At 72.4% G+C, this 23,194-nt stretch carries 22 protein-coding genes; 9 read left to right on the forward strand and 13 right to left on the reverse strand.

Features of this window, described 5'->3' with window-relative positions; genetic code table 11:
- Positions 1 to 4 precede the first annotated feature (4 nt).
- Together OG861_RS12045 and msrA are read left to right on the forward strand one after the other, a co-directional pair.
- Entirely contained in the window at positions 5 to 1,111 is a 1,107-nt protein-coding gene (locus OG861_RS12045) for a hypothetical protein (protein ID WP_329197790.1), read from the forward strand.
- A gap of 250 nt (positions 1,112 to 1,361) precedes the next feature.
- On the forward strand, positions 1,362 to 2,027 hold the full coding sequence (gene msrA / locus OG861_RS12050) for a peptide-methionine (S)-S-oxide reductase MsrA (protein WP_329197788.1): 666 nt from the start codon (positions 1,362 to 1,364) through the stop codon (positions 2,025 to 2,027).
- A 48-nt stretch (positions 2,028 to 2,075) separates the two neighbouring features.
- On the opposite strand, the gene OG861_RS12055 is transcribed toward msrA, so the two are convergent.
- Entirely contained in the window at positions 2,076 to 3,140 is a 1,065-nt protein-coding gene (locus OG861_RS12055; RefSeq protein ID WP_329197786.1) for an NAD(P)-dependent alcohol dehydrogenase, read from the reverse strand.
- A 148-nt stretch (positions 3,141 to 3,288) separates the two neighbouring features.
- Here OG861_RS12055 and OG861_RS12060 point away from each other — a divergent pair, with 148 nt between their 5' ends.
- On the forward strand, positions 3,289 to 4,185 hold the full coding sequence (locus OG861_RS12060; protein WP_329197784.1) for a helix-turn-helix domain-containing protein: 897 nt from the start codon (positions 3,289 to 3,291) through the stop codon (positions 4,183 to 4,185).
- Between the two features lie 10 nt (positions 4,186 to 4,195).
- Here OG861_RS12060 and OG861_RS12065 read toward each other — a convergent pair whose 3' ends face one another.
- The 4 genes from OG861_RS12065 to OG861_RS12080 form a co-directional block, all read right to left on the reverse strand.
- Positions 4,196 to 4,873: an ABC transporter ATP-binding protein gene (locus OG861_RS12065; protein ID WP_329197782.1), complete on the reverse strand. Its 678-nt coding sequence runs from the start codon at positions 4,871 to 4,873 to the stop codon at positions 4,196 to 4,198.
- Positions 4,874 to 4,933: 60 nt separating this feature from the next.
- Complete coding sequence (locus OG861_RS12070; protein ID WP_329197780.1) at positions 4,934 to 6,427, reverse strand: ABC transporter permease; 1,494 nt, start codon at positions 6,425 to 6,427, stop codon at positions 4,934 to 4,936.
- A 154-nt stretch (positions 6,428 to 6,581) separates the two neighbouring features.
- Entirely contained in the window at positions 6,582 to 7,853 is a 1,272-nt protein-coding gene (locus OG861_RS12075) for a L,D-transpeptidase (protein ID WP_329197778.1), read from the reverse strand.
- 146 nt (positions 7,854 to 7,999) lie between these two features.
- Complete coding sequence (locus OG861_RS12080; RefSeq protein WP_329197776.1) at positions 8,000 to 8,287, reverse strand: hypothetical protein; 288 nt, start codon at positions 8,285 to 8,287, stop codon at positions 8,000 to 8,002.
- 165 nt (positions 8,288 to 8,452) lie between these two features.
- Here OG861_RS12080 and OG861_RS12085 point away from each other — a divergent pair, with 165 nt between their 5' ends.
- The gene (locus tag OG861_RS12085) at positions 8,453 to 8,794 is read left to right on the forward strand and encodes a hypothetical protein (protein ID WP_329197774.1); all 342 of its coding nucleotides are present in this window, start codon (positions 8,453 to 8,455) and stop codon (positions 8,792 to 8,794) included.
- A gap of 91 nt (positions 8,795 to 8,885) precedes the next feature.
- Here the strand turns inward: OG861_RS12085 and hutH are convergent, their stop codons facing one another.
- From hutH to OG861_RS12110, 5 genes are all read right to left on the reverse strand, one after another.
- Positions 8,886 to 10,427, reverse strand: a complete 1,542-nt coding sequence (hutH, locus tag OG861_RS12090) for a histidine ammonia-lyase (RefSeq protein ID WP_329202407.1) — start codon at positions 10,425 to 10,427, stop codon at positions 8,886 to 8,888.
- A gap of 74 nt (positions 10,428 to 10,501) precedes the next feature.
- The gene (locus OG861_RS12095; protein ID WP_330261700.1) at positions 10,502 to 11,614 is read right to left on the reverse strand and encodes a GGDEF domain-containing protein; all 1,113 of its coding nucleotides are present in this window, start codon (positions 11,612 to 11,614) and stop codon (positions 10,502 to 10,504) included.
- 156 nt (positions 11,615 to 11,770) lie between these two features.
- Positions 11,771 to 12,586, reverse strand: coding sequence for an enoyl-CoA hydratase/isomerase family protein (locus tag OG861_RS12100; RefSeq protein ID WP_443056588.1), 816 nt, complete (start codon positions 12,584 to 12,586; stop codon positions 11,771 to 11,773).
- Between the two features lie 26 nt (positions 12,587 to 12,612).
- Entirely contained in the window at positions 12,613 to 13,782 is a 1,170-nt protein-coding gene (locus tag OG861_RS12105; protein ID WP_329197770.1) for an adenylate/guanylate cyclase domain-containing protein, read from the reverse strand.
- A gap of 167 nt (positions 13,783 to 13,949) precedes the next feature.
- On the reverse strand, positions 13,950 to 14,825 hold the full coding sequence (locus OG861_RS12110) for a biotin--[acetyl-CoA-carboxylase] ligase (RefSeq protein WP_329197768.1): 876 nt from the start codon (positions 14,823 to 14,825) through the stop codon (positions 13,950 to 13,952).
- Positions 14,826 to 14,955: 130 nt separating this feature from the next.
- On the opposite strand from OG861_RS12110, the gene OG861_RS12115 reads away from it, so the two are divergent.
- The 4 genes from OG861_RS12115 to OG861_RS12130 all read left to right on the forward strand — a co-directional run bounded on the left by OG861_RS12115 (position 14,956) and on the right by OG861_RS12130 (position 17,747).
- On the forward strand, positions 14,956 to 16,551 hold the full coding sequence (locus OG861_RS12115) for an acyl-CoA carboxylase subunit beta (RefSeq protein ID WP_329197766.1): 1,596 nt from the start codon (positions 14,956 to 14,958) through the stop codon (positions 16,549 to 16,551).
- 15 nt (positions 16,552 to 16,566) lie between these two features.
- The gene (locus tag OG861_RS12120; RefSeq protein ID WP_190183608.1) at positions 16,567 to 16,773 is read left to right on the forward strand and encodes an acyl-CoA carboxylase epsilon subunit; all 207 of its coding nucleotides are present in this window, start codon (positions 16,567 to 16,569) and stop codon (positions 16,771 to 16,773) included.
- 164 nt (positions 16,774 to 16,937) lie between these two features.
- On the forward strand, positions 16,938 to 17,072 hold the full coding sequence (mmpB, locus tag OG861_RS12125) for a morphogenic membrane protein MmpB (protein ID WP_329197764.1): 135 nt from the start codon (positions 16,938 to 16,940) through the stop codon (positions 17,070 to 17,072).
- Positions 17,073 to 17,138: 66 nt separating this feature from the next.
- Positions 17,139 to 17,747: a Maf family protein gene (locus OG861_RS12130; protein ID WP_329197762.1), complete on the forward strand. Its 609-nt coding sequence runs from the start codon at positions 17,139 to 17,141 to the stop codon at positions 17,745 to 17,747.
- Here OG861_RS12130 and OG861_RS12135 read toward each other — a convergent pair.
- Entirely contained in the window at positions 17,728 to 18,192 is a 465-nt protein-coding gene (locus OG861_RS12135; protein ID WP_329197760.1) for a hypothetical protein, read from the reverse strand. The genes OG861_RS12130 and OG861_RS12135 overlap by 20 nt on opposite strands.
- A gap of 390 nt (positions 18,193 to 18,582) precedes the next feature.
- Between OG861_RS12135 and OG861_RS12140 the strand changes: the two genes are divergently transcribed.
- Positions 18,583 to 20,346, forward strand: a complete 1,764-nt coding sequence (locus tag OG861_RS12140; RefSeq protein ID WP_329197758.1) for an acetyl/propionyl/methylcrotonyl-CoA carboxylase subunit alpha — start codon at positions 18,583 to 18,585, stop codon at positions 20,344 to 20,346.
- A 179-nt stretch (positions 20,347 to 20,525) separates the two neighbouring features.
- Here OG861_RS12140 and OG861_RS12145 read toward each other — a convergent pair whose 3' ends face one another.
- Complete coding sequence (locus OG861_RS12145) at positions 20,526 to 21,446, reverse strand: DeoR/GlpR family DNA-binding transcription regulator (RefSeq protein WP_443056781.1); 921 nt, start codon at positions 21,444 to 21,446, stop codon at positions 20,526 to 20,528.
- A gap of 211 nt (positions 21,447 to 21,657) precedes the next feature.
- Complete coding sequence (locus OG861_RS12150) at positions 21,658 to 23,097, reverse strand: NAD(P)H-quinone dehydrogenase (protein WP_136217135.1); 1,440 nt, start codon at positions 23,095 to 23,097, stop codon at positions 21,658 to 21,660.
- Between the last annotated feature and the right edge of the window lie 97 nt (positions 23,098 to 23,194).

Raw genomic sequence — 23,194 nt, forward strand, 5'->3', positions numbered from 1 at the left:
GGTCATGGAGATTCTGTGGTTCCTGATCGCGGTCGGGCTCGTCGTGGCCGCCCTCGGCCCGTACATCCGGCGCAGGCGGGGCGGTGTGCGGCTGGTTTCGCCCGCCAGCCCCGACGCCGCCGACCCGGCGGACTACGGATTCGACCGGCAGGAGGACCTCGACGTCCGGGTGCCCGGGCCCGACGAGGACCTGATGGACGCCTTGGAGAACGTGCGCCGCACCGGCGGCTGGCAGGCCGCCTCGCAGCTGCTGGCCGGCACCCCCGCGGCCGGGGAGCTGCGCTGGCAGCGCGTCCAGGCCTTCGGCGGCGCGGCCGCGTTGGAGCTCGCGGAGCGTCCGGGGCAGGGCGCACCGTGGCTCAAGGCGTGGCGGCTCGACGCCCCGAAGGACGCGGGTGGCGCGCAGGTGCACGCGGAGCTGCTGGTGCAGCAGGCGTGGCGCAACTCGGGCGGGGTCGGCTCGCGGGACCACCGGATCATCCTGGAGGAGGCCCGGGAGGCGTGCGGCCGGGCGGCGCTGCTGGCGCCCGGCGACCCGGTCCCGTACATCACGGAGCTGGCGGTGGGGCGGGCGCTCGGGTACTCCGAGGCGGAGTACGACGCGCTGTGGGCGAAGGTCATCGACGTGGCGCCGGCGCACATGGGCGCGCACCTGGCCGCGCTGAACTACTGGTGCGAGAAGTGGCACGGCTCGCGGGAGAAGGCCGACGCGTTCGCGCACGCGGCGGCGGCCCGCGCCCCGCAGGGCTCGCTGCTGGCGGCGCTGCCTCTGTTCGCGGTGTACGAGCACCTGCCGGAGGTGGTGCTCGTGTCGACGTTCTGGCGCAGCGCGGTGGTGACCCGGGCGGTGGAGGGGGCCATGTACGCGGTGCGTACGGCGCGACCGGACGACCCGATGCTGGCGCACGTCCGGCACATGCTGCTGCTGTTCCTGGTGCGGATGGAGCGCTGGGCGGAGGCGATGGAGCAGGTGCGGCACGTGGACGGGTACGTGGGCGCCCTCCCGTGGTCGGCTTCCCCGGACCCCGCGGCGTCGTACGCGATCCACCGTGCCCTGGCTGTCGCGGGCTACGAGGCGAACGGCGGCTCCCCGGCGACCCTGCCCCACTGACCGGCCGTCGCCCGCCGGGCCGTCGGCCCGCAGACCCCCGACTGCTGCGCCTCCACAACCGGCCGGAGGTCGTCGCGGCCCGGGACTCCTGCGTGCGCCGGGCGGGCGTCTGACGACAGGGGCGGCGCCGGGGCCGGAAGGCTGGGGGCGGCCCCGCCGGGGCCGGACGGCTGGGTGCGGGTGCTGGGGGCGGGCCGGGGAATCCCGGCCCGCCCCCAGCCGTTGAACGGAGACCACTAGGAGGGAATCCATGTTCTCGTACCGCCGTACGCCCGAGCTCCCCACCCGAGAGGAGGCCCTCAAGGGCCGCCCCCAGCCCCTCTTCGACGTGCCGGCCGTGCACACGGTGCTCGGCAACCCGCTCTCCGGCCCGTACCCCGCCCACCTGGCCGTGGCCGACTTCGGGCTGGGCTGTTTCTGGGGCGCGGAGCGCAAGTTCTGGCAGACGCCGGGGGTGTGGACGACCCTGGCCGGCTACCAGGGCGGTTTCACGGAGAACCCGACGTACGAGGAGGTGTGCTCGGGCCTGACCGGCCACACCGAGGTCGTCCGGGTGGTCTTCGACCCGTCGCAGGTCTCCTACGCCGCGCTCCTCAAGCTGTTCTGGGAGTCCCACGACCCCACCCAGGGCTTCCGCCAGGGCAACGACGTCGGCACCCAGTACCGCTCGGCGATCTACACCCACTCCCCCGCCCAGCAGGCGGAGGCCGAGGCGTCCCGCGCCGCCTACCAGCGCGTCCTCACCGCCGCGGGCCACGGGGAGATCACCACGGCCGTCCTCCCGGCCTCGGACCGCCCCTTCTGGCCCGCGGAGGCCCACCACCAGCAGTACCTCGACAAGAACCCGTCCGGCTACTGCGGCATCGGGGGCACGGGCGTCTCCTGCCCCATCGGCGTGGCCGCCGCCGACGGCTGAGTCGGGCGGCCGGCGGCGGGCCGGCCGGCCGGCCGGCCGGCCGGCCGGTCAGATGGTGGAGGTGTCGATCACGAAGCGGTAGCGGACGTCGCTCGACCGGACGCGGTCGTAGGCCTCGTTGACGGTGTCGGCGCTGATGAGTTCGATCTCGGCGCCGAGGCCGTGCTCGGCGCAGAAGTCGAGCATCTCCTGCGTCTCGGCGATGCCGCCGATCATGGAGCCGGCGAGGGTCTTGCGGCCGCCGATGACCGAGAACAGGTTCAGCGAGACCGGCTCCTCCGGCGCGCCGACGTTCACCAGCGCGCCGTCGACCTTGAGCAGGCCGAGGTACGCGTCGAGGTCCAGCGGGGCGGAGACGGTGGACACCACCAGGTCGAAGGTGCCGGTGAGCTCCTCGAAGGTGCTCTCGTCGCTCGTCGCGTAGTAGTGGGCGGCGCCCAGCCTCAGGCCGTCCTCCCGCTTGCGCAGCGACTGCGACAGGACGGTGACCTCCGCGCCCAGCGCGTGCGCGATCTTCACGCCGATGTGGCCCAGCCCGCCGAGGCCGACGATCGCGACCTTCTTGCCGGGGCCCGCCTGCCAGTGCCGCAGCGGCGAGTAGAGGGTGATGCCCGCGCACAGCAGCGGGGCGGCGACGTCGAGGGCGAGACCGTCGGGGATGCGGACGGTGTAGTTCTCGTCGACGACGATGTGCGTGGAGTAGCCGCCGTACGTGGGCTGCCCGTCCTTGCCGAGGGAGTTGTACGTGCCGGTCATGCCCCGGACGCAGAACTGCTCCTGGCCGCGCAGGCAGTACTCGCAGGTGCGGCAGGAGTCGACGAAGCAGCCGACGCCGACGCGGTCGCCGACCGCGAACTTCGTGACGCCCGCGCCGACCTCGGTGACGACGCCGGCGATCTCGTGGCCCGGGACCATGGGGTAGATGCCCTCGCCCCAGCCGTCGGTGACCTGGTGGATGTCGGAGTGGCAGATGCCGGCGTACTTGATGTCGATGAGGACGTCGTGCTCGCCCACCGCACGGCGCGCGATGGTGGTGCGCTCCAGCGGCGCCTTGGGGGCGGGGGCGGCGTACGCGGCGACCTGGGTGAGCGGGGTGTGCTGAGTGGCGGACATGCGCTGCTTCTCCTGAGTTCCGTGGTGCGGTGCGTCCCACGATGCCCGGGGCGGCGGCGCCCACCCAGCCCCCTGCAGAGCATAGGACCGCTGGTCCTACCACTGGCGGGGTCAGGCTGCCGGTCCGCCGCCCGGCGATACTGGCGCTATGGACCAGCTTGATCAGCGCGCCGAACTGGGCGAGTTCCTCCGCTCCCGCCGCGCGCGCCTGCGCCCCGAGGACGTGGGCCTGCCGGAGTACGGGCGCCACCGCCGGGTGCCGGGTCTGCGCCGGGAGGAACTGGCGCAGCTGGCGGGCGTGTCGGTGGCGTACTACACGCGCCTGGAGCAGGGCCACGGCCAGAACGTGTCGGCGGACGTACTGGACGCGATCGCGCGCGCCCTGCGCCTGGACGGCACCGAGTCGGCGCACCTGACCCGTCTGGCGAGCCCTCGGCCGCGCAGGCGCCGTACCCCCCGGCGCCCGGAGCAGGTCCGCCCGGAGCTGCGCGTGCTGCTGGACGCGATGGAGGGCGTACCGGCGTACCTGGTGGGCCGGCGTCAGGACGTCCTGGCCTGGAACCGGATGGCGACGGCGGTGTTCGGCGACTTCGGCGCGCTGCCCGCGCAGGAGCGGAACCTGGTCCGGATGGTGTTCCTGGATCCGGCGACGGCCGAGCTGTACAGGGACTGGGAGTGCCGGGCCTGCCAGGTGGTGAGCTACCTTCGCCTGTACGCGGGCCGGCACCCCGAGGACGAGCAGCTCTCCGCGCTGGTCGGGGAGTTGTCGGTGAAGAGCGAGGAGTTCCGGCGGCTGTGGGCCGCGCACACGCTGGCGGACGACAAGACGCGCGGCGTGAAGCGGCTGCGGCACCCCCTGGTGGGCGACGTGAGCCTGGCGTTCGAGACGCTGGCCCTGCCGGACGACTCAGAGCAGTCCCTGATCACCTTCCACGCCGCGCCGGGCTCCCCGTCGGCGGACGCGCTGCGCCTGCTGTCGTCCTGGTCGGCGGCGGGCCCGGTCCCGTCGCCGGCAGTGGGGACGGGCGGGCCCGCCGGGCAGTGACGCCGTCCGCTCAGGGGTTTTCGGTCACCGTCACCCGCCCCTGGCGGATCGTCGCCACGCGCGGCGCCCGCTTGGCGAGCGCGCTGTCGTGGGTGACCATGACGAAGGTCAGGCCGTGTTCCTTCCACAGCCCTTCCAGCAGGTCCATGACCTCGTCGCGCATCGACTCGTCCAGGTTTCCGGTCGGTTCGTCGGCCAGCAGCACCTTCGGCCGCTTGACCAGTGCACGTGCGATCGCCACGCGCTGCTGCTGGCCGCCCGACATCTCGCCGGGCAGGTGGCCCGCGCGTTCGCCGAGGCCGACCGACTCCAGCGCCCCGGCCGCCCGCGAGCGCCGCTCGCGCGCCTTGAGGCCGAGGGGGACGAGGGCCGTTTCGACGTTCTCCTGCGCCGTCAGCGTCGGGATCAGGTTGAAGGACTGGAAGACGAAGCCGATGGTCTCGGCCCGGACCCGGGTGAGCCGGGCCTCGGAGACGCCGGCCAGGTCCAGGCCGTCGAGGACGACCTGGCCCTCGGTCGGCCGGTCGAGGGCGCCGAGCATCTGGAGCAGGGTGGACTTGCCGCCGCCGGTGGGGCCCTGGATGACGAGCCGGCCGCCGTCCTCGATGGTCAGGTCCACGCCGGCGAGCGCGTCGACGGTCTGCTTGCCGCGCCGGTAGCGCTTGGTGACTTGGCTGAGCTGGTACATCTCGTTGCCTCGCTCGATCAGAAAGCTCGATCAGGAATGGGGGAGGGTCGCGCCTGCGGGCTATTCGACGCGCCGCAGCGCGTCCGCCGGCCGCAGCCGCGACGCCCGCCAGCCGCCGAAACCGCCCGCGATCAGCCCGCCCGCCACGGCCAGGGCGACGGCCAGGCCGATGACCGACGGGGACACGGGCGCGGTGAGGGCCACGTCCAGGGCCTTGCCGGCGCTCTGGCGGGCGGCGCGCATCCCGCCGAATCCGCCCTGTCCGCCGGCCCGCATTCCCGCGCGGCCCGCGGCGCCGGCGAGCCGGGCGGTGAGGGTGGGGCCGGCGGCGGTGATCGCGTACGCGGCGCCCAGGCCGACGCCGATGCCGAGGACGCCACCGATCAGGCCGTTGACCAGGGCTTCCCCGACGACCTGGAGGGTGACGCGGCTGCTCTTCCAGCCGAGCGCCTTGAGGGTGCCGAACTCCCGCACGCGCCGGGAGACTGCGGAGGAGGTCAGCAACCCGGCGACCAGGAAGGCGGCGGCGAGCACGAGGTAGGAGAGCCAGGTGCCGACGGTGGAGGCGAGCGAGGCGGCCGTCGACAGCGAGCCGGAGACGGTGTCGGCGAGGTCGGCGGAGGTGGTGACGGTGGTGTCGGGGACGTTCTTCTGGATGGCCCGCTTGACGGAGCCGATGGCCTGGGAGTCCCGGGCCTGGACGTAGACCGTGGTGATCTTGTCGGGGGTCTCGGCGAGCGTCTGGGCCTGGTGCAGGGGGACGTAGAGGTTGGCGGTGGCGTCCCCGCTGTCGGCGGTGGCGATCCCGAGGACCTTGAACGGGGTGTTCTTGACGGTGAGTTCGGAGCCGACGGCCAGGTTGTTCTTCTTGGCGTAGGCGCTGTCGACGACGGTGACGGCCGCGTCCTTGTCGCCCGCCGCGAAACCACGGCCCGAGGTGATCTTGGAGGTGGTCAGCGGGCCCAGCTCCGGCCGGGTGACGTCCGTGCCGTACACGGAGAAGGAGTTGACGTCGAAGTCGGCGCCACCGCCCTCGACGGTGTTCCCGCCGCCCGCGCCGCCCGCGCCCGGCTTGCCGGCCGTACCGCCCGCTGCCCCGCCGCCGCCCTGGCCCCGGCGGAACTCGCCCCGCTTGAACTGCCCGTTGACCTTCATCACCTGGAGGCTGAGGCCGCCGACCGCCCGGGCGACGCCGTCCTGTCCGGCCACCTTGGCGACGGTCGCGGAGTCGAGGGTCTGGAAGCCCTGGGGCATCACCAGGTCACGGCTCTGCTGGGCGTCGGCGTCCGCGTCCCCTTCGCCGCGTGCGTCGAACTTGAAGCGCGGGCGGCCGGCGGAGCCCCCTTCACCCTGCGGCGACTGGGCCTTGGTGACCGTCATGTCGGTACCCAGTCCGTAGAGGGACTGCAGGACCTCGCCCTGGGCCCGGGACATGCCCGCCGATACGGAGTTGACGACGATGACGAGGGCGATGCCGAGGGCGAGGCCGGACGCGACGACCAGCGCCGCCTTGCGGCGGCGGCGCAACTCGCGCCGCAGGTAGGTGAAGAACATGGCGCCGAACGTAGGCAGCGCCCCTGATGGCCGGGTAAGCCGCGGATAAGAGTCGGATGAGAACGGCGAACGGCGGGGAACCCGTCAGGGTTCCCCGCCGTTCACACACGCCTACGCGTCGGCGCGTCCGGCGCCGGCGCAGCCGGTCGGCGCGTCAGGAGGCCGTGCCGGCCTTCCACTCCGCCCAGCTCATGTTCCAGCCGTTGAGCCCGTTGTCGGGCTTGATGGTCTTGTCGGGGGAGTTGACGACGGTGACCACGTCGCCGATGAGCGAGTTGTCGAAGAACCACGCGCCCGCGGTGTTCGGGTCGTTGGCGCCCTGGGTGTCGTTCAGGCCGACACAGCCGTGACTGGTGTTGACGTTGCCGAAGATCGAGTCCGATCCCCAGTAGTTGCCGTGGATGAACGTGCCCGAGGTGGACAGCCGCATCGCGTGCGGGACGTCCTTGATGTCGTACTCGCCCTTGCCCTCGCCGTTCTTGAAGCCGACGGTGGCGCCGTCCATCCGGGTCTCCTTGAACTTCTCGGAGATCACCATCTGGCCGTTGTACGTCGGGTTCGCGGGGGAGCCGGCCGAGATCGGGATGGTCTTGATGACCTGGCCGTCGCGGGTGACCGTCATCTTCTTGGTCTTCGCGTCGACCGTGGAGACCTGGCTCCGGCCGATCTTGAAGGTGACGGTCTTGCTCTGGACGCCCTTGATGCCCGGGGCGCCCTGGACGCCGTCCAGCGCGAGCTTGAGCGTGACGGTGGAGTTCGCCTGCCAGTACTGCTCCGGCCGGAAGTCCAGCCGCTGCGCGTCGAACCAGTGGCCGACCACTTCCTGGCCGCTGCTGGAGGAGACGTTGATGGCGGCCTGGACGGCCTTCTGGTCCTTGATCGGCTTGTTGAAGGTGATCGAGACCGGCATGCCCACGCCGACGGTCTGGCCCTCGTCCGGCACGAACGAGCCGATGAAGCTGTTCTCCGGGGAGACGGTGGTGAAGGAGGCGTTCTCGTGCGCCTCGTGACCCGCCTCGTCCTTGGCGCTCGCCGACAGGGCGTACTTGGTCGAGCGCTTGAGGGCGGCGTCCGGCTTCCAGCTCTTGCCGTCGGCGGCTATCTTGCCCGGCACGTCCGCGCCGTCGGAGCTCTTGAGCTCGACCTTGGTGAGGGTGCCGTCACTGACGGTCACGCTCGTGGCGTCGTTCAGGCCGATGTTGGTGGCGCCGTCCTTGGGCGTGATGGCTATTCGGGCCTTCGAGGCGTCCTTGGCCGCCGCCGCGTCGACATCGGCCTGCGACTTGCCCGACGCCTGGCCGTTGCCCTTTGGCTGGTCACCTCCGCCGTCGCACGCCGAAAGCACCAGTACGCCACCGAGGACGGCGGAAATGGCCACCAGGGACCTCTTCCGCCGCTTGCTGTCCGTCCTCACACGCCACTCCATCGTTGCCGGAACCCCCGAGCTCCCTCCCAGCTGCCGCTGAAAGGTACCCACCGGGCAGGAGGCCATGCCCCCTGCCCACGGTTGTGACAACGCGTGAACGGCCCGTTTCGGTTCCACATTCCGTTGGGATGTGGGCAACCCCACGGTCAGGCGTTGTCGGTCACCTCTTCGTCGAAGTCCCCATCTTCCTCGTCCATGTCCCACTCCATGGACTCGGGGTCGTATTCGACGGGCTCACTGCTCCAGGAAGCCTGCGCCAGATCCACCCCGGGGATCTCCGCGACCAGGTCAGTGGGGTCGACGAGGTAGGCCAGCGCCTCCGACTCGTCCTCGCCCACCGCCGACTCGGCGTGGCCGCGCTCCTCGTCCGGCATGAACTCGTCGGCCTTGATGTGGGCGAGGGCGGCGCCGGTGAGTGCTGTGGTGTCGGTCACTTCAAGGACCAAATCCACCCGAAGTCGTACGTACCGTGAGGTGTCAGAAGAGTTCATACGACGGAGAGTAAGCCCCGAACCTGTCCCGACTTTCCCACGACCCGCCCCTTTCACTAGCATCGGCGCACACGGCCAATTCGCTGCTGCCACAAGGGGGATCGCACCGTGTCCGCACGTCGATCGCTGCTCACCGCTCTCGGAGCGACCACCCTCCTCGCCGCCCTCTGGTTCGTGCCCTCGGCGAACGCCACCGCACCGGACCGGACGCCGGTCCGCTCCGGCCTGTCCGACCAGCGGAGCCTGCCCGCCCAGGAGAACCGGGCCACCCTCACCGACACCGCCGCGGTCGTGGACGCCTCGGCGCCCCGCGAGGCCGCCGCCCTGCCCCTCTCGCTCGCCGACACCGGCAGCGTCGACACCAGCCCCTACCTGCTGGGCGGCACGCTCTTCCTGGGCGTGGGCGCCGGCTTCGTCACCTTCTCCGTACGCCGCTCACGCGCGCAGTAGGCGGCGCACCGGCGCACGCGAAAGGGCCGCGCCCGGGGGAGTCCCGGACGCGGCCCTCGTCGCGTCAGGTCGTGCTCACGTCAGGTCGTGCTCAGGCGAGCGGACCGGTGACCGCTTCCACGGCGTCGACGAGCGCACCGGAGCGCACGAACGCGTCGGCTGCGGCCAGGTCGGGGGCGAGGAAACGATCCGGCCCGGGGCCCTGGACGCCTGCCTCCCGCACCGCCGCGATGGCGGCCCGGCTGGCCGGGGACGGGGTGAGCCCGTGGCGCAGCTCGATCGCGCGGGTGGCCGCGTACAGCTCGATCGCGACGATCCGGGTCAGGTTGTCGATCGCGGTACGGAGCTTGCGCGCGCCCGACCACCCCATGGAGACGTGGTCCTCCTGCATGGCGGAGGAGGGGATCGAGTCGGCGGAGGCGGGGACCGCGAGCCGCTTCATCTCGCTGACCAGAGCGGCCTGCGTGTACTGGGCGATCATCAGACCGGAGTCGACGCCGGCGTCGTCCGCCAGGAACGGCGGCAGGCCGTGCGAGCGGTTCTTGTCGAGCAGCCGGTCGGTGCGGCGCTCGGCGATGGAGCCCAGGTCTGCGGCGGCGATGGCCAGGAAGTCCAGTACGTACGCCACGGGCGCGCCGTGGAAGTTGCCGTTGGACTCGACCCGGCCGTCGGGCAGCACCACCGGGTTGTCGACGGCCGAGGCCAGCTCGCGCGAGGCCACCAGGGCGGCGTGCGCCATGGTGTCGCGGCCGGCGCCGGCCACCTGCGGGGCGCAGCGCACCGAGTAGGCGTCCTGGACGCGCGGGGCGGTCTCCTCCTGGTAGTGCCGGACCAGGCCCGAGCCCTCCAGGACGGCGGCCATGTTGGCGGCGGAGGCGCCCTGCCCGGGGTGCGGGCGGATGGCGTGCAGCTCGGGCGCGAGCACCTTCTCGGTGCCGAGCAGCGCCTCCAGGGTCAGCGCGGCGGTGATGTCGGCGGAGGTGTACAGCTTGCCGAGGTCGGCGAGGGCCATGATCAGCATGCCGAGCATGCCGTCGGTGCCGTTGAGGAGGGCCAGGCCCTCCTTCTCGCGCAGCTCGACCGGCTCGATCCCGGCTTCGGCGAGCAGCTCGCCCGCCGGGCGCACGACCCCGTCGGGGCCCTCCGCGTCGCCTTCGCCCATGAGGGTGAGGGCGCAGTGGGAGAGCGGGGCGAGGTCCCCGGAGCAGCCGAGGGAGCCGTACTCGTGCACGACCGGCGTGATCCCGGCGTTCAGTACGTCGGCCATCGTCTGCGCGACGGAGGGCCGGACGCCGGTGTACCCGGAGGCCACGGTCTTGAGCCGCAGGAACATCAGGGCGCGCACGACCTCGCGCTCGACGCGCGGGCCCATGCCGGCGGCGTGCGAGCGGACGATGTTCCGCTGGAGCTGGGCGCGCAGCTCGGGGCTGATGTGCCGGGAGGCGAGGGCGCCGAAGCCGGTGGAGACCCCGTAGACCGGCTCGGGCTTGGCGGCGAGCGCGTCGACGATCTCGCGGGCGCGGGCCAGGGCGTCCAGCGCCTCGCCGGACAGCTCGACCCGCGCGTTGCCGCGGGCGACGGCGATGACGTCCTCGGCGGTGGTCCCGGACGTTCCCACCACGACAGTGTGCATATCCATATTCAGCAGCCTACGGACTGAATCTCTTCATGTCACTAGCAACTTGGTGGAGCAGTCGTTACAGGCTGCTACGCCCTGCCGCGGAACCGGCGCCGCTCCCCCCGGCCGGCCTGTGCCGCGTCGGCGAGCCGCACCACCGCGCTGTCCCGGCCGGCCACCACGGGCCCCCGCGAGCGCGCGGCCTTGGCCTTGTACTGGGCCGCGTCGGCGAGCCGGAACAGCCGCCGCGAGGACTTCACCGGCCCGATCGGGTCCCCCGTGGAGGCGACCCCGCAAGCCACCCCCTCGCCCAGTTCCAGCTCGGCGGCGCGCAGGCACACCTCCTCGGTCACCCGCACCACCTCGTCCGCCGACGGACCGACGCTGACCAGGCAGAACTCGTCACCACCGAGCCTGGCCACGAGCGCACCGGGCAGTATGGCCCCGCACAGGCTCAGCACGGACCCGAACCGCTCCAGCAGCCGGTCCCCCATGGCGTGGCCGAGGGTGTCGTTGACCCGCTTGAGCCCGTTCAGGTCACATACCACGAGACTGACCACGGCGCCGCTGCGCCGGTGCTCCTCCAGGGCCTCGTCGAGCCGCATGTCGACGGCCCGCCGGTTGGCCAGTCCCGTCAGCGGGTCGGTGAACGCCAGGCGCCGGGCCTCTTCGAGGCGCTCGTTCTGCGCGAGCCCGGCGGCCACGACGGCGGCCAGTACGGTCGCGAACTCCGCGTCGTCCTCGTCGAAGTCGGGCAGGCCCTCGTCCCGGGCGACGTACAGCTCCCCCCAGGCCCGGCCGCTGAGCACGATCGGCGCGACCACGCAGGTGCCGCGTCCGCGCCGGCGCAGCGCTTCGCCGCGCCTGCCCGGGCGGCCGCCGCCCGCGGCCTCGACCCAGGCGTGGGGGCCGGCGCCGCCGACCCAGCGCTCGTGCAGGAACTCGGTGATCTCGGGGAATTCGTGGACGGGGTAGGACTCGTCCTCGGGGAACTCCTCCTCCCCCGCCCGCCGCTCGCCTTCGTTCACGAGGACGCGCAGCCGGCCGTGCTCGCGCTCCCAGGCGGAGATGGCGGCGAACGACCCGTCCATGGCCAGCCGGGCGCCCCGCGCGGCCGCCCGCACGCTGTCCCGTGGCGCGCACGCCGCGGCCATGGCCTGCGCGAGGCCCACGACGGCCCGAAGCCGCCCGTCAACTCCCATCACAACAGGTTAGGGAGTTCTATCCGATTTGGTGACAATCGCCGCGATTTTCCGGACCGGCCAAGATCACGGCTGCCGAGCGGACCACACGCCGGCCACCCGCGCCACTACCCGCACGGCTGCGCGCACGGCCACCCGCGACGCTCACGCGCCCCGCTACACACCCGGCCACTGGGGCCTGCGCTTCTCGTTGAACGCCGCCACGCCCTCGGCCCGGTCGCCGGAGAAGGCCACCGTCCGCCACGCCGCGTCCTCGATCTCCAGGCCGGCCGCCAGGTCCATCCCGTGCCCCAGCCGCAGCGCCCGCTTCGCCGCCCGCAGCCCGACCGGCGAGTTCGACGCCATCCGGGCGGCCAGCGCCAGCGCCTCCGCGCGGTCCGTGCCGGCCGCGACCACCGAGTCCACCAGACCCAGCTCCAGCGCCTCCGGCGCCTCCACCCGGCGCGCCGTGAAGATGAGCTCCGCCGCGCGGGCCGCACCGACCCGCCTGGGCAGCAGCTGCGTGCCGCCGCCGCCCGGGATCACCCCGACCGACACCTCCGGCAGGCCGACCACGGCGGTCTCGTCGGCCACGATCACATCGCAGGCCAGCGCGAGCTCGAAGCCGCCGCCGAGCGCGAAGCCGTGCACCGCCGCGATCGTCGGCATCGGCAGCTCCAGCACGCCCCCGTACGCACCCCGCGTCGTCGGCCGCTGCCGCACCAGCTCGGCGTCCGACATCGCGTTGCGCTCCTTGAGGTCGGCGCCCACGCAAAACGCCCGGTCCACCGCCGAGGACAGCACGACCACCCGTACCGAGGCGTCCGCCGCCAGCCGCGCGCACGCGTCCCCGATGGCCCGGGCCATGCCCGTCGACACCGCGTTCATCGCCTTGGGCCGGTCCAGGACCAGCTCGGCGACCCCGTCCTCATGCCGGCGCACGGCCAGGAACTCCGACTCCACGGTCTCCGCCGCCACGCTCTTCGACGCCACAGGACAGCCCTCCCGGTTAACGAACGTTACCCGGGGATCCTAGGCGTCCGCCGCGTCAGCGACCAGGGCTCCACGACCCCGAGCCCGCGCACCGGACGCTGCCACATCGGCTGGAGCGCGAACCGGTAGGTTCCGCCGCCCTCCTCCGACTCGGACTCCTTCTCCGAGACCGGCGCGGCGCCCGTCCGGCCGAGTTCCTCGGCCATGGCCCCGTCCACCAGCACCGCGTTCTTGGGGGCTATGGACGTCAGCCGGCTCGCCAGGTTCACCGTCGTCCCGAAGACGTCGCCCATCCGGGTCGTCACCGTCCCGAACGCGATCCCGACCCGCAGCTCCGGCATCTGCGGGTCCGCCTCCATCGTCTCGATCAGCCGCATCGCGATCTCCGCCGCCGTCGCCGCGTCGTCCGCCGCGTACAGCACCTCGTCGCCCAGCGTCTTGATCAGCCGTCCGCCGTGCGCGGCGATCAGGTCCGCCGCCGTCGTCTCGAAGGCCTCGACCAGCTCGCCGAGCTCCTCCTCCTCCAGCCGCCGGGTCAGCCGGGTGAAGCCCACCAGGTCCGCGAAGCCCACCGCGAGCCGCCGGTCGACCATCTCCTCGTCGTCCGCCACCTGCACCACGCGCCCGGTCGCGGCCGCCAGCTGGCGCCGCCACACGTAGACGAGGAACTCCTCCAGCTCCGGCAGCAGCAGCTCGACCAGCGGGTACGTGACCTCCGTACGGGTCATTCCCGGCTCCGGCGGCTCCGTCAGCCCCTCCAGGAAGGAGTCGATCTGCCATTCCGCCAGCCGGGCGGTGGTCTGCCCGGTGGACCGCGCGACCTGCACCGCCATCGGCTCGCTCAGCAGCCCGGCCTCCACCAGACCGGCGAGTCGGCGCAGCGCCAGTACGTCCGCCTCCGTGAGGGCCTTGGCCTGGCCGATGTCCGCGAAGCCCATGGCCCGCCAGAAGCGGGAGGCGAGCTCCATCGACACCCCGGCGCTGCGGGCGGCCTGGAAGGGGGTGTACCGGCGCTCGGCGCCCAGGATCAGCTGCTCCAGGCGGATGGCCAGCGGGTCGGCCGTCGGCTGGACCGTGTGGTCCACCTCGTGGTGGGGAGTGTGCTGGTCCCGCCCGATCGGGGTGGTGCCCGAACCGGCCTGGGTCGCACCTGCGCCGGACCCGGACGCGCCGGACGTAGGGTCGTCGACGGTCAAGGGCCGCCTCCTGTCCATTCCGTACGCAATTCCGACTACCGAACCGGTTGATCACCGCATGGACCGGGACCTTCGCCGGCTACCGCTGGGTGCTGCCCCCAAAACCATACGGCAGGTGTGCCGTAGCTCACTCCCCGCTCCGCCCGCCCGGCCGGGCCGCCCGGCCGCTAGTGGACCGACCGCAGGTGGACCACGTCCCCGGCCCCCACGGCCAGCCGCTCGTCCTGCGCCGTGCGGATCACGAGCCGCCCTTCCGCGTCGACCGCTTCGGCCGTCCCGGTGATCGTGCGGCCGCCGGGCAGGTCCGCCCGGACGTGCCGGCCCAGCGTCGCGCAGCCCGCCGCGTACGTCTCCTGGAGGCCGCTGGCCGCCGGATCGCCGCCCGCCGCGCGCCAGGTCTCGTACCACTGCTCCAGGGAGCGCAGTACGGCCTTGAGCAGCGGTTCCCGGTCGGTGACGGTGGCCTTGGCGAGGGCGAGGGAGCCCGCGGTGTCGACGGGCAGCTCGTCCTCGGTGAGGGTGACGTTCAGCCCGATGCCGACGACGACCCCGTCACCGACGCGCTCGGAGAGGATGCCGCCCGCCTTGCGCTCCTCGCCCTCGACGGTGACCAGCAGGTCGTTCGGCCACTTGAGGGCGGTGTCGACGCCCGCCGCCCGGGACAGTCCGGTCGCGGTGGCCACCCCGGCGAGCAGGGTCAGCCACCCCCACCGCTCCTCGGGCACCCCGGGGCCGGGCTTGAGCAGCACCGAGAAGAACAGCCCGGACCGGGCGGGCGCGACCCAGCTCCGGTCCAGCCGCCCGCGCCCGGCGCTCTGCTCCTCGGCGACGAGCACGGCTCCCTCGCCCAGCTCCCCGGCCCGCGCGGCGAGATCGGTGTTCGTGGACCCGGTGGACGAAACCACCTCCAGCGAACTCCACAACCCCTCCCCCACGAGATGCCGCCGCAAGGCGGCGGCATTCAACGGCGGCCGGTCCAGGCTGGACCAACGTCCCGCGGAAGCTCCCGAGGGAGTTCCTCCTGATGCATCTGATGGCGTCATGCAACCCACAGTAGGTGTGTCAAACGCCGCACTGCCGAGCGCCATGCCCGCCGATACGCTACGCACGAGTAGCCAGCAGCAGTCCATCAATTGACCAGGCAGTTGACACCACACAGGGAGCCGCGCCCCGATGTCACAACCCTCAGAGCCGATCGACATGCACACCACCGCGGGGAAGATCGCGGATCTGCAGCGCCGGATCGACGAAGCCACCCACGCCGGGTCCGCGCGGGCGGTGGAGAAGCAGCACGCCAAGGGGAAGCTGACGGCGCGTGAGCGGATCGGTCTGCTGCTGGACGAGGGGTCCTTCGTCGAGCTCGACGAGTTCGCCCGGCACCGCTCGACCAACTTCGGGCTGGAGCAGACCCGCCCCTACGGCGACGGCGTCGTGACCGGCTACGGCACGGTCGACGGCCGGCCGGTGGCCGTGTTCTCGCAGGACTTCACCGTCTTCGGCGGGGCCCTCGGCGAGGTCTACGGCCAGAAGATCATCAAGGTGATGGACTTCGCGCTGAAGACCGGCTGCCCGGTCATCGGCATCAACGACTCCGGCGGCGCCCGCATCCAGGAGGGCGTCAGCGCGCTCGGCATGTACGGCGAGATCTTCCGCCGCAACGTCCACGCGTCGGGCGTGATCCCGCAGATCAGCCTCGTCGTGGGCCCCTGCGCCGGCGGCGCCGTGTACTCCCCCGCCATCACCGACTTCACCGTGATGGTCGACCAGACCTCGCACATGTTCATCACCGGCCCGGACGTCATCAAGACGGTCACCGGCGAGGACGTGGGCTTCGAGGAGCTCGGCGGCGCCCGCACCCACAACTCCACCTCGGGTGTCGCCCACCACATGGCCGGGGACGAGAAGGACGCCATCGAGTACGTCAAGTCACTCCTGGCCTACCTGCCGTCCAACAACCTCTCCGAGGCGCCCGCCTTCCCCGAGGAGGCGGACACCGAGGTCTCCGACCTCGACCGCGAGCTGGACGTACTGATCCCGGACAGCGCGAACCAGCCGTACGACATGCACACGGTGATCGAGCACGTCGTCGACGACGGCGAGTTCCTGGAGACGCAGTCGCTGTTCGCGCCGAACATCCTCACCGGCTTCGGCCGCGTCGAGGGCCACCCGGTGGGCATCGTCGCGAACCAGCCGATGCAGTTCGCCGGCTGCCTGGACATCAACGCCTCCGAGAAGGCCGCCCGCTTCGTGCGGACCTGCGACGCCTTCAACATCCCGGTGCTGACGTTCGTGGACGTACCGGGCTTCCTGCCGGGCACCGACCAGGAGTACAACGGAATCATCCGGCGCGGCGCGAAGCTGATCTACGCCTACGCCGAGGCCACCGTCCCCCTGATCACCGTCATCACCCGCAAGGCCTTCGGCGGTGCGTACGACGTCATGGGCTCCAAGCACCTCGGCGCGGACCTGAACCTGGCCTGGCCGACCGCGCAGATCGCCGTCATGGGCGCGCAGGGCGCGGTGAACATCCTGCACCGCCGCACGATCGCCGAGGCCGAGGCCGCCGGTCAGGGGGAGGAGACGCGGGCCCGGCTGATCGCCGAGTACGAGGACACCCTGCTGAACCCGTACACCGCCGCCGAGCGCGGGTACATCGACGCGGTGGCCATGCCGTCGGAGACCCGGGCACACGTGGTGAAGGGGCTGCGGCAGCTGCGGACCAAGCGGGAGTCCCTGCCCCCGAAGAAGCACGGCAACATCCCCCTCTAGGAGGTCAGTCCTGTGGTGATCAAGGTCGTCAAGGGGAATCCGACGCCGGAGGAGCTGGCCGCCGCACTGGCGGTGGTCCAAGCGCGCGCGGCGGCGCTGGCTTCCGCGCCGTCGGGCGCGCCCGGGGTGCCGGACGAGTGGTCGGCGCCCGCGCGGGTGGCGCGCCGGACGCTGCCCCAGCCGGGTCCGCGCGCCTGGGGCCGTACGTACTGGCCCGCTTAGGACCCGCGTGGGACCCGTACAGGGACCGGGTACGGACCGTGTACGGGCGCAGGGGCCGCGCGGGGACGCGCAGGCCGGCGTTGCGAAAGATGGCGTGAACGGACGGTGGCGCTTGAGTACGCGTACTCAGGCGCCACCGTCCTGCGTGGGGCAAGGATCGGAGGATGCTCTGGTCAGACCCGAAGGACGAGCCGCCGAAGGACATGCGCGACGCGCAAGCCATGCTCCGGCGGCTCATGGTGGTGCTCGCCCTCGCCATGGTCGTCGTGGTGTACGTCCTCGGCGTCGGCCCGTTCTGAGGCGGGTTCCGGGGCCCCTCCGGAGCCGTCCGCACGCCCGCCCGCGGGCCCCCTACGATGGCTGGCATGACTGCTGCCGCGCCCCGCTCCCTCGTCCTCGCCTCCGCCTCACCCGCCCGGCTGAACCTGCTGCGGCAGGCGGGGCTCGCCCCGCACGTGATCGTCAGCGGCTTCGACGAGGACACCCTCTCCGCCGACACGCCGTCCGAGCTGGCGCTCGCACTGGCCGAGGCGAAGGCCGGCGTGGTGGCGGCGCTGGACGAGGCCGCGGGGGCGCTGGTGATCGGCTGCGACTCCGTCCTGGAGCTCGACGGGGAGGCGCTCGGCAAGCCGGCCGACGCCGAGGAGGCAACGGCCCGCTGGAAGTCGATGCGGGGCCGGGCCGGGGTGCTGCGCACCGGGCACTGCGTGATCGACACGGCGAGCGGCCGTCAGGTTTCGGCCACGGCGTCCACGACGGTCCGCTTCGGCGAGCCGACGGACGCGGAGGTCGCCGCGTACGTGGCCAGCGGTGAGCCGCTGCACGTGGCGGGCGCCTTCACCCTGGACGGCCTGTCGGCGCCCTTCATCGACGGCATCGACGGGGACCACGGCAACGTGATCGGCATCTCCCTGCCCCTGCTGCGCTCCCTGCTGGCCGAACTGGGCGTGTCCCTCACGGATTTGTGGGCCTGAGCCCCCCTGACCCGGTCGGCGGGGCGTCCTGGACGTCTGGGGCGTCCTCCACGGGTGGCGCGGCGTAGAGCATCAGGGCCAGCACGAGCAGGCACAGGACCAGCATCAGGGCGGCGAAGGCGCCCCAGCCCACCAGCCCGAGGGCGAGGGCGCCGAGCACCGCGTGGGTGACGGCGGCGACCACCAGGACCACGCGGGTGAAGCGGCCGGGCGCCCGGTCCCGTACGGCGAGGACGGCGAGCAGGACGGCGCAGAGCAGCAGGAAGGCGCCCATCACCGCCCCGAGGCCGTAGGTCGCCCGGGCCATCAGCTCCGGATCGCTGCCGGCGATCGACATCGACTGGTTCTGCGTCGCCTTCCCCAGCACGACGTGCACGAGAACGAGCACCGCCGCTTCCACGACGAGCACGATCGCGGCCAGTGCGGCCACGAGTCTGCGCAGCACGACGCCCCCATCCCCAGAAGCCACAGGCCGGGATCCAGAAGCCTGTTCGACGCCTGGAGGCTACTCATGGGTAAACGCGCGGACAAGGGGTGCGGGCAGCTTGGTTGCCGACGGGCCCGCGTGACGGCTCTCACGCAAAGAATGCATAGGCCGTTCGTAGGGACTCCACAAAGATTCACCAGGGGCCGCTGACCCGGTGAACAGAGACCTCGGCTGCGCCACGGGGTTACTGTGCAGTCGGGGATCTCCCTGACCTGGGGCGACACAAGGGTTTCTGGGCTCGGGCAAGCCTCGCTATCACGCTCTGTGTGGGGAAGCTCACCTGCGGATAGGGGTCGAAAGGCCGTGTCAGCTGTCCCTAAACTCAGCTTGTTTCTAGGAGGAGCCATCGTGCGCAAGGTGCTCATCGCCAACCGTGGCGAAATCGCTGTCCGCGTTGCCCGTGCCTGCCGGGATGCCGGGATCGCGAGCGTAGCCGTCTACGCCGACCCGGACCGGGACGCGCTGCACGTCCGCGCGGCAGACGAAGCGTTCGCGTTGGGCGGTGACACCCCGGCCGCCAGCTACCTGGACATCAAGAAGGTCCTCCAGGCAGCAGCCGACTCCGGTGCTGACGCCATCCACCCCGGATACGGCTTCCTGTCCGAGAACGCGGACTTCGCCCAAGCCGTTCTCGACGCGGGCCTGACCTGGATCGGCCCGCCGCCGCAGGCGATCCGCGACCTCGGCGACAAGGTCGCCGCCCGTCACATCGCCCAGCGCGCCGGCGCCCCGCTGGTGGCCGGCACCCCGGACCCGGTGTCCGGGGCCGACGAGGTCGTGGCCTTCGCCGAGGAGCACGGCCTGCCCATCGCCATCAAGGCCGCCTTCGGTGGCGGCGGTCGCGGCCTCAAGGTCGCCCGCACGCTCGAAGAGGTCCCGGAGCTGTACGACTCCGCCGTGCGCGAGGCCGTCGCCGCGTTCGGCCGGGGCGAGTGCTTCGTGGAGCGCTACCTCGACAAGCCGCGCCACGTCGAGACGCAGTGCCTGGCCGACTCGCACGGCAACGTGGTGGTCGTCTCCACCCGTGACTGCTCGCTCCAGCGCCGCCACCAGAAGCTCGTCGAGGAGGCGCCCGCGCCGTTCCTCACCGAGGCGCAGAACGCCGAGCTGTACGCGGCGTCCAAGGCGATCCTCAAGGAGGCCGGCTACCAGGGCGCCGGCACCGTCGAGTTCCTCGTGGGGACCGACGGCACCATCTCCTTCCTCGAGGTGAACACCCGCCTCCAGGTCGAGCACCCCGTCACCGAGGAGGTCACCGGCATCGACCTCGTGCGCGAGATGTTCCGCATCGCCGACGGTGAGGCGCTCGGCTACGACGACCCGCAGCTGCGCGGCCACTCCTTCGAGTTCCGCATCAACGGCGAGGACCCGGGCCGCGGCTTCCTGCCGGCCCCGGGCACGGTGACGAAGTTCGCCCCGCCCTCGGGCCCCGGTGTCCGCCTGGACGCGGGTGTCGAGTCGGGCTCGGTCATCGGCCCGGCGTGGGACTCGCTGCTGGCCAAGCTGATCGTCACGGGTGCCACCCGCGAGCAGGCCCTCCAGCGCGCCGCCCGCGCCCTGGCGGAGTTCGAGGTGGAGGGCATGGCCACCGCCATCCCGTTCCACCGCGCGGTCGTCGCCGACCCGGCGTTCGCCCCGACCGACGGCACTCCGTTCAAGATCCACACGCGGTGGATCGAGACCGAGTTCGTCAACGAGATCCCGGCCTTCACGGCGCCCGCCGCCGAGGAGGCCGACGAGGAGCCGGGCCGCGAGACCGTGGTGGTCGAGGTCGGCGGCAAGCGGCTGGAGGTCTCCCTCCCGTCCTCGCTGGGCATGACGCTTGCCCGCACGGCCGCAGCGGGCGGTGCCAAGCCGAAGCGCCGCGCCGCGAAGAAGTCGGGGCCGGCCGCCTCGGGCGACACGCTGGCGTCCCCGATGCAGGGCACGATCGTCAAGATCGCCGTGGAGGAGGGCCAGCAGGTCAACGAGGGCGACCTGGTCGTCGTCCTGGAGGCCATGAAGATGGAGCAGCCGCTGAACGCGCACCGCTCGGGCACGATCGTCGGCCTGACGGCCGAGGTCGGCGCCTCCCTGACGTCGGGCGCCACCATCTGCGAGATCAAGGACTGATCCGCCACGCGAAGGCCCCCGCCCGGAAGGGCGGGGGCCTTCGCGTGCTCCCGGAACCGGCCCGGCCGGCGAGGGGGCTCGCAGTCCGAGGTGCGGGGCTGCGCCCCGCGACGCCCGGTGCGGCGGCGCGACGTCCCGCGCAGCGGCACCGCACCCGGCCACCGCACCGCCGCGTCCCGTCAGCGTCGGCGCATGTCCGCCACCCGCCCCCGCTCCCTCTCCCCCGCCTGCTGCTCCAGCAGCCCGGCCGGCGCGCTGCGCAGCTGCGCCGTCGGACCGCCGCGGCGCTGCACCGGCAGGGGCGACTCGCGCCGGGGCCGGCGCCCCGCCATCCCGTCGCCGCCGGAGGCCGCCGCGCCGCCCGCCACCGTGATCTGCACGCCCTGGTCGGCCAGCGCCTGGAGTTCGGTGGCGGCCCGGTCGTCGTGCGGGGGCGGCTCGTCGGTGACCAGCCGCGTCATGACGTCCGTCGGCACGGTCTGGAACATGGTGTCGGTGCCCAGCTTGGTGTGGTCGGCGAGGACCACGACCTCCGCGGCCGCCTGCACCAGCGCCCGGTCCACGCTCGCGGAGAGCATGTTGGACGTGGACAGCCCGCGCTCGGCCGTCAGGCCGCTCCCGCTCAGGAAGGCCCGCGATACCCGCAGCCCCTGGAGGGACTGCTCGGCGCCGCTGCCGACGAGCGCGTAGTTGGAGCCGCGCAGGGTCCCGCCGGTCATCACCACTTCGACCCGGTTGGCATGGGCCAGCGCCTGGGCGACGAGCAGCGAGTTGGTGACCACGGTCAGCCCGGGCACCCGCGCGAGCCGGCGGGCCAGCTCCTGGGTCGTGGTGCCCGCTCCGACGACGACGGCCTCGCCCTCTTCCACGAGGGAGGCCGCCACGTCGGCGATGGCGGTCTTCTCCGCCGTCGCGAGATGGGACTTTTGCGGGAAGCCGGATTCACGGGTGAACCCGCCCGGCAGCACCGCACCGCCGTGCCGGCGGTCGAGGAGTCCTTCTGCCTCCAGTGCCCGCACGTCCCGCCGTACGGTCACTTCGGAGGTCTGGACGACGCGGGCGAGCTCCCGGAGCGACACCGCTCCGTTGGCCCGCACCATTTCGAGGATCAATTGGCGACGTTCTGCAGCGAACACGAAACTGACAGTAACCCGGACGACCGACTGCTTTCAGCTCCTTCCGCCGGAATACCGAAGTTGTCCATAAGGTGGGGCGACAAGTGGTATACGCGGCCGGACAGTTGCGTGAACAGTCCGCTACGACCCCACCCGCCACCCCAAATCCCTTGCGGAACAGGGCGGTTCGCGGCGGTTACGCCTCCCCGGCGACCTTGCGGGTGTGCAACTGGCGTGCCACCTCGGCGATCGAGCCGGACAGCGAGGGGTACACGGTGAACGCGTTTGCGATCTGCTCGACCGTCAGGTTGTTGTCCACGGCGATCGAGATGGGGTGGATGAGCTCGCTGGCGCGCGGCGCGACGACCACGCCGCCGACCACGATGCCGGTGCCGGGGCGGCAGAACAGCTTCACGAAGCCGTCCCGGATGCCCTGCATCTTCGCCCGCGCGTTGCGCAGCAGCGGGAGCTTCACGACGCGGGCGTCGATCTTGCCGGCGTCCACGTCGGCCTGGGTGTAACCGACGGTGGCGATCTCCGGGTCGGTGAAGACGTTCGAGGAGACCGTCTTGAGGTTCAGCGGGGCCACCGCGTCCCCGAGGAAGTGGTACATCGCGATCCGGCCCTGCATGGCGGCGACGGAGGCCAGCGCGAAGACCCCGGTCACGTCACCGGCGGCGTACACGCCCGGCGAGGACGTGCGCGACACCTTGTCGGTCCAGATGTGGCCGGACTCCTTGAGCCGGACCCCGGACTCCTCCAGGTTCATGCCCTGCGTGTTGGGGACGGCGCCGACCGCCATCAGGCAGTGGGTGCCGCTGATGACCCGGCCGTCGGAGAGGGTGACCTCGACCCGGTCGCCGACCCGCTTGGCGGACTCGGCGCGCGAGCGGCCGATGACGTTCATCCCGCGGCGGCGGAAGACGTCCTCCAGGACGGCGGCGGCGTCGGGGTCCTCGCCCGGCAGCACCCGGTCGCGGGACGACACCAGGGTCACGCGGGAGCCGAGGGCCTGGTAGGCGCCGGCGAACTCCGCGCCGGTCACACCGGAGCCGACGACGATGAGCTCCTCGGGGAGCTCGTCGAGGTCGTAGACCTGGGTCCAGTTGAGGATGCGCTCGCCGTCGGGCATCGCGTCGGGGATCTCGCGGGGGTGGCCGCCGGTCGCGATCAGCACCGCGTCGGCGGTCAGGATCGTCTCGGTGCCGTCGGCGGCGGTGACGATGACGTCCCGCGTGCCGTCGATACCCTGGGGGCCGCCGAGCTTGCCGCGACCGCGCATGACGCGTGCGCCCGCCCGGGTGACGGAGGCGGTGATGTCGTGCGACTGGGCGAGCGCGAGGCGCTTGACGCGCCGGTTCACCTTGCCGAGGTCGACGCCGACGACGCGCGCGGCCTGCTCGATGTGCGGGGTGTCGTCCGCGACGACGATGCCGAGCTCCTCGTACGACGAGTCGAAGGTCGTCATGACCTCGGCGGTCGCGATGAGGGTCTTGGAGGGCACGCAGTCGGTCAGGACCGAGGCGCCGCCGAGTCCGTCGCAGTCCACGACGGTCACCTCCGCGCCGAGCTGAGCCCCTACGAGGGCCGCCTCATACCCGCCGGGTCCGCCGCCGATGATCACGATCCGGGTCACGAAAACTCCGCCTCACGTCTACCCGGCCGGCTGCCGCCCCGGCCGGGGCTTCCGGGGGGTCTCCCCGGGGGATGCATTCCGTGCCCCATTGTCCCGC

It is taken from the genome of Streptomyces sp. NBC_00539 (assembly GCF_036346105.1).
In the GTDB taxonomy this organism is placed as follows: Bacteria; Actinomycetota; Actinomycetes; order Streptomycetales; family Streptomycetaceae; genus Streptomyces.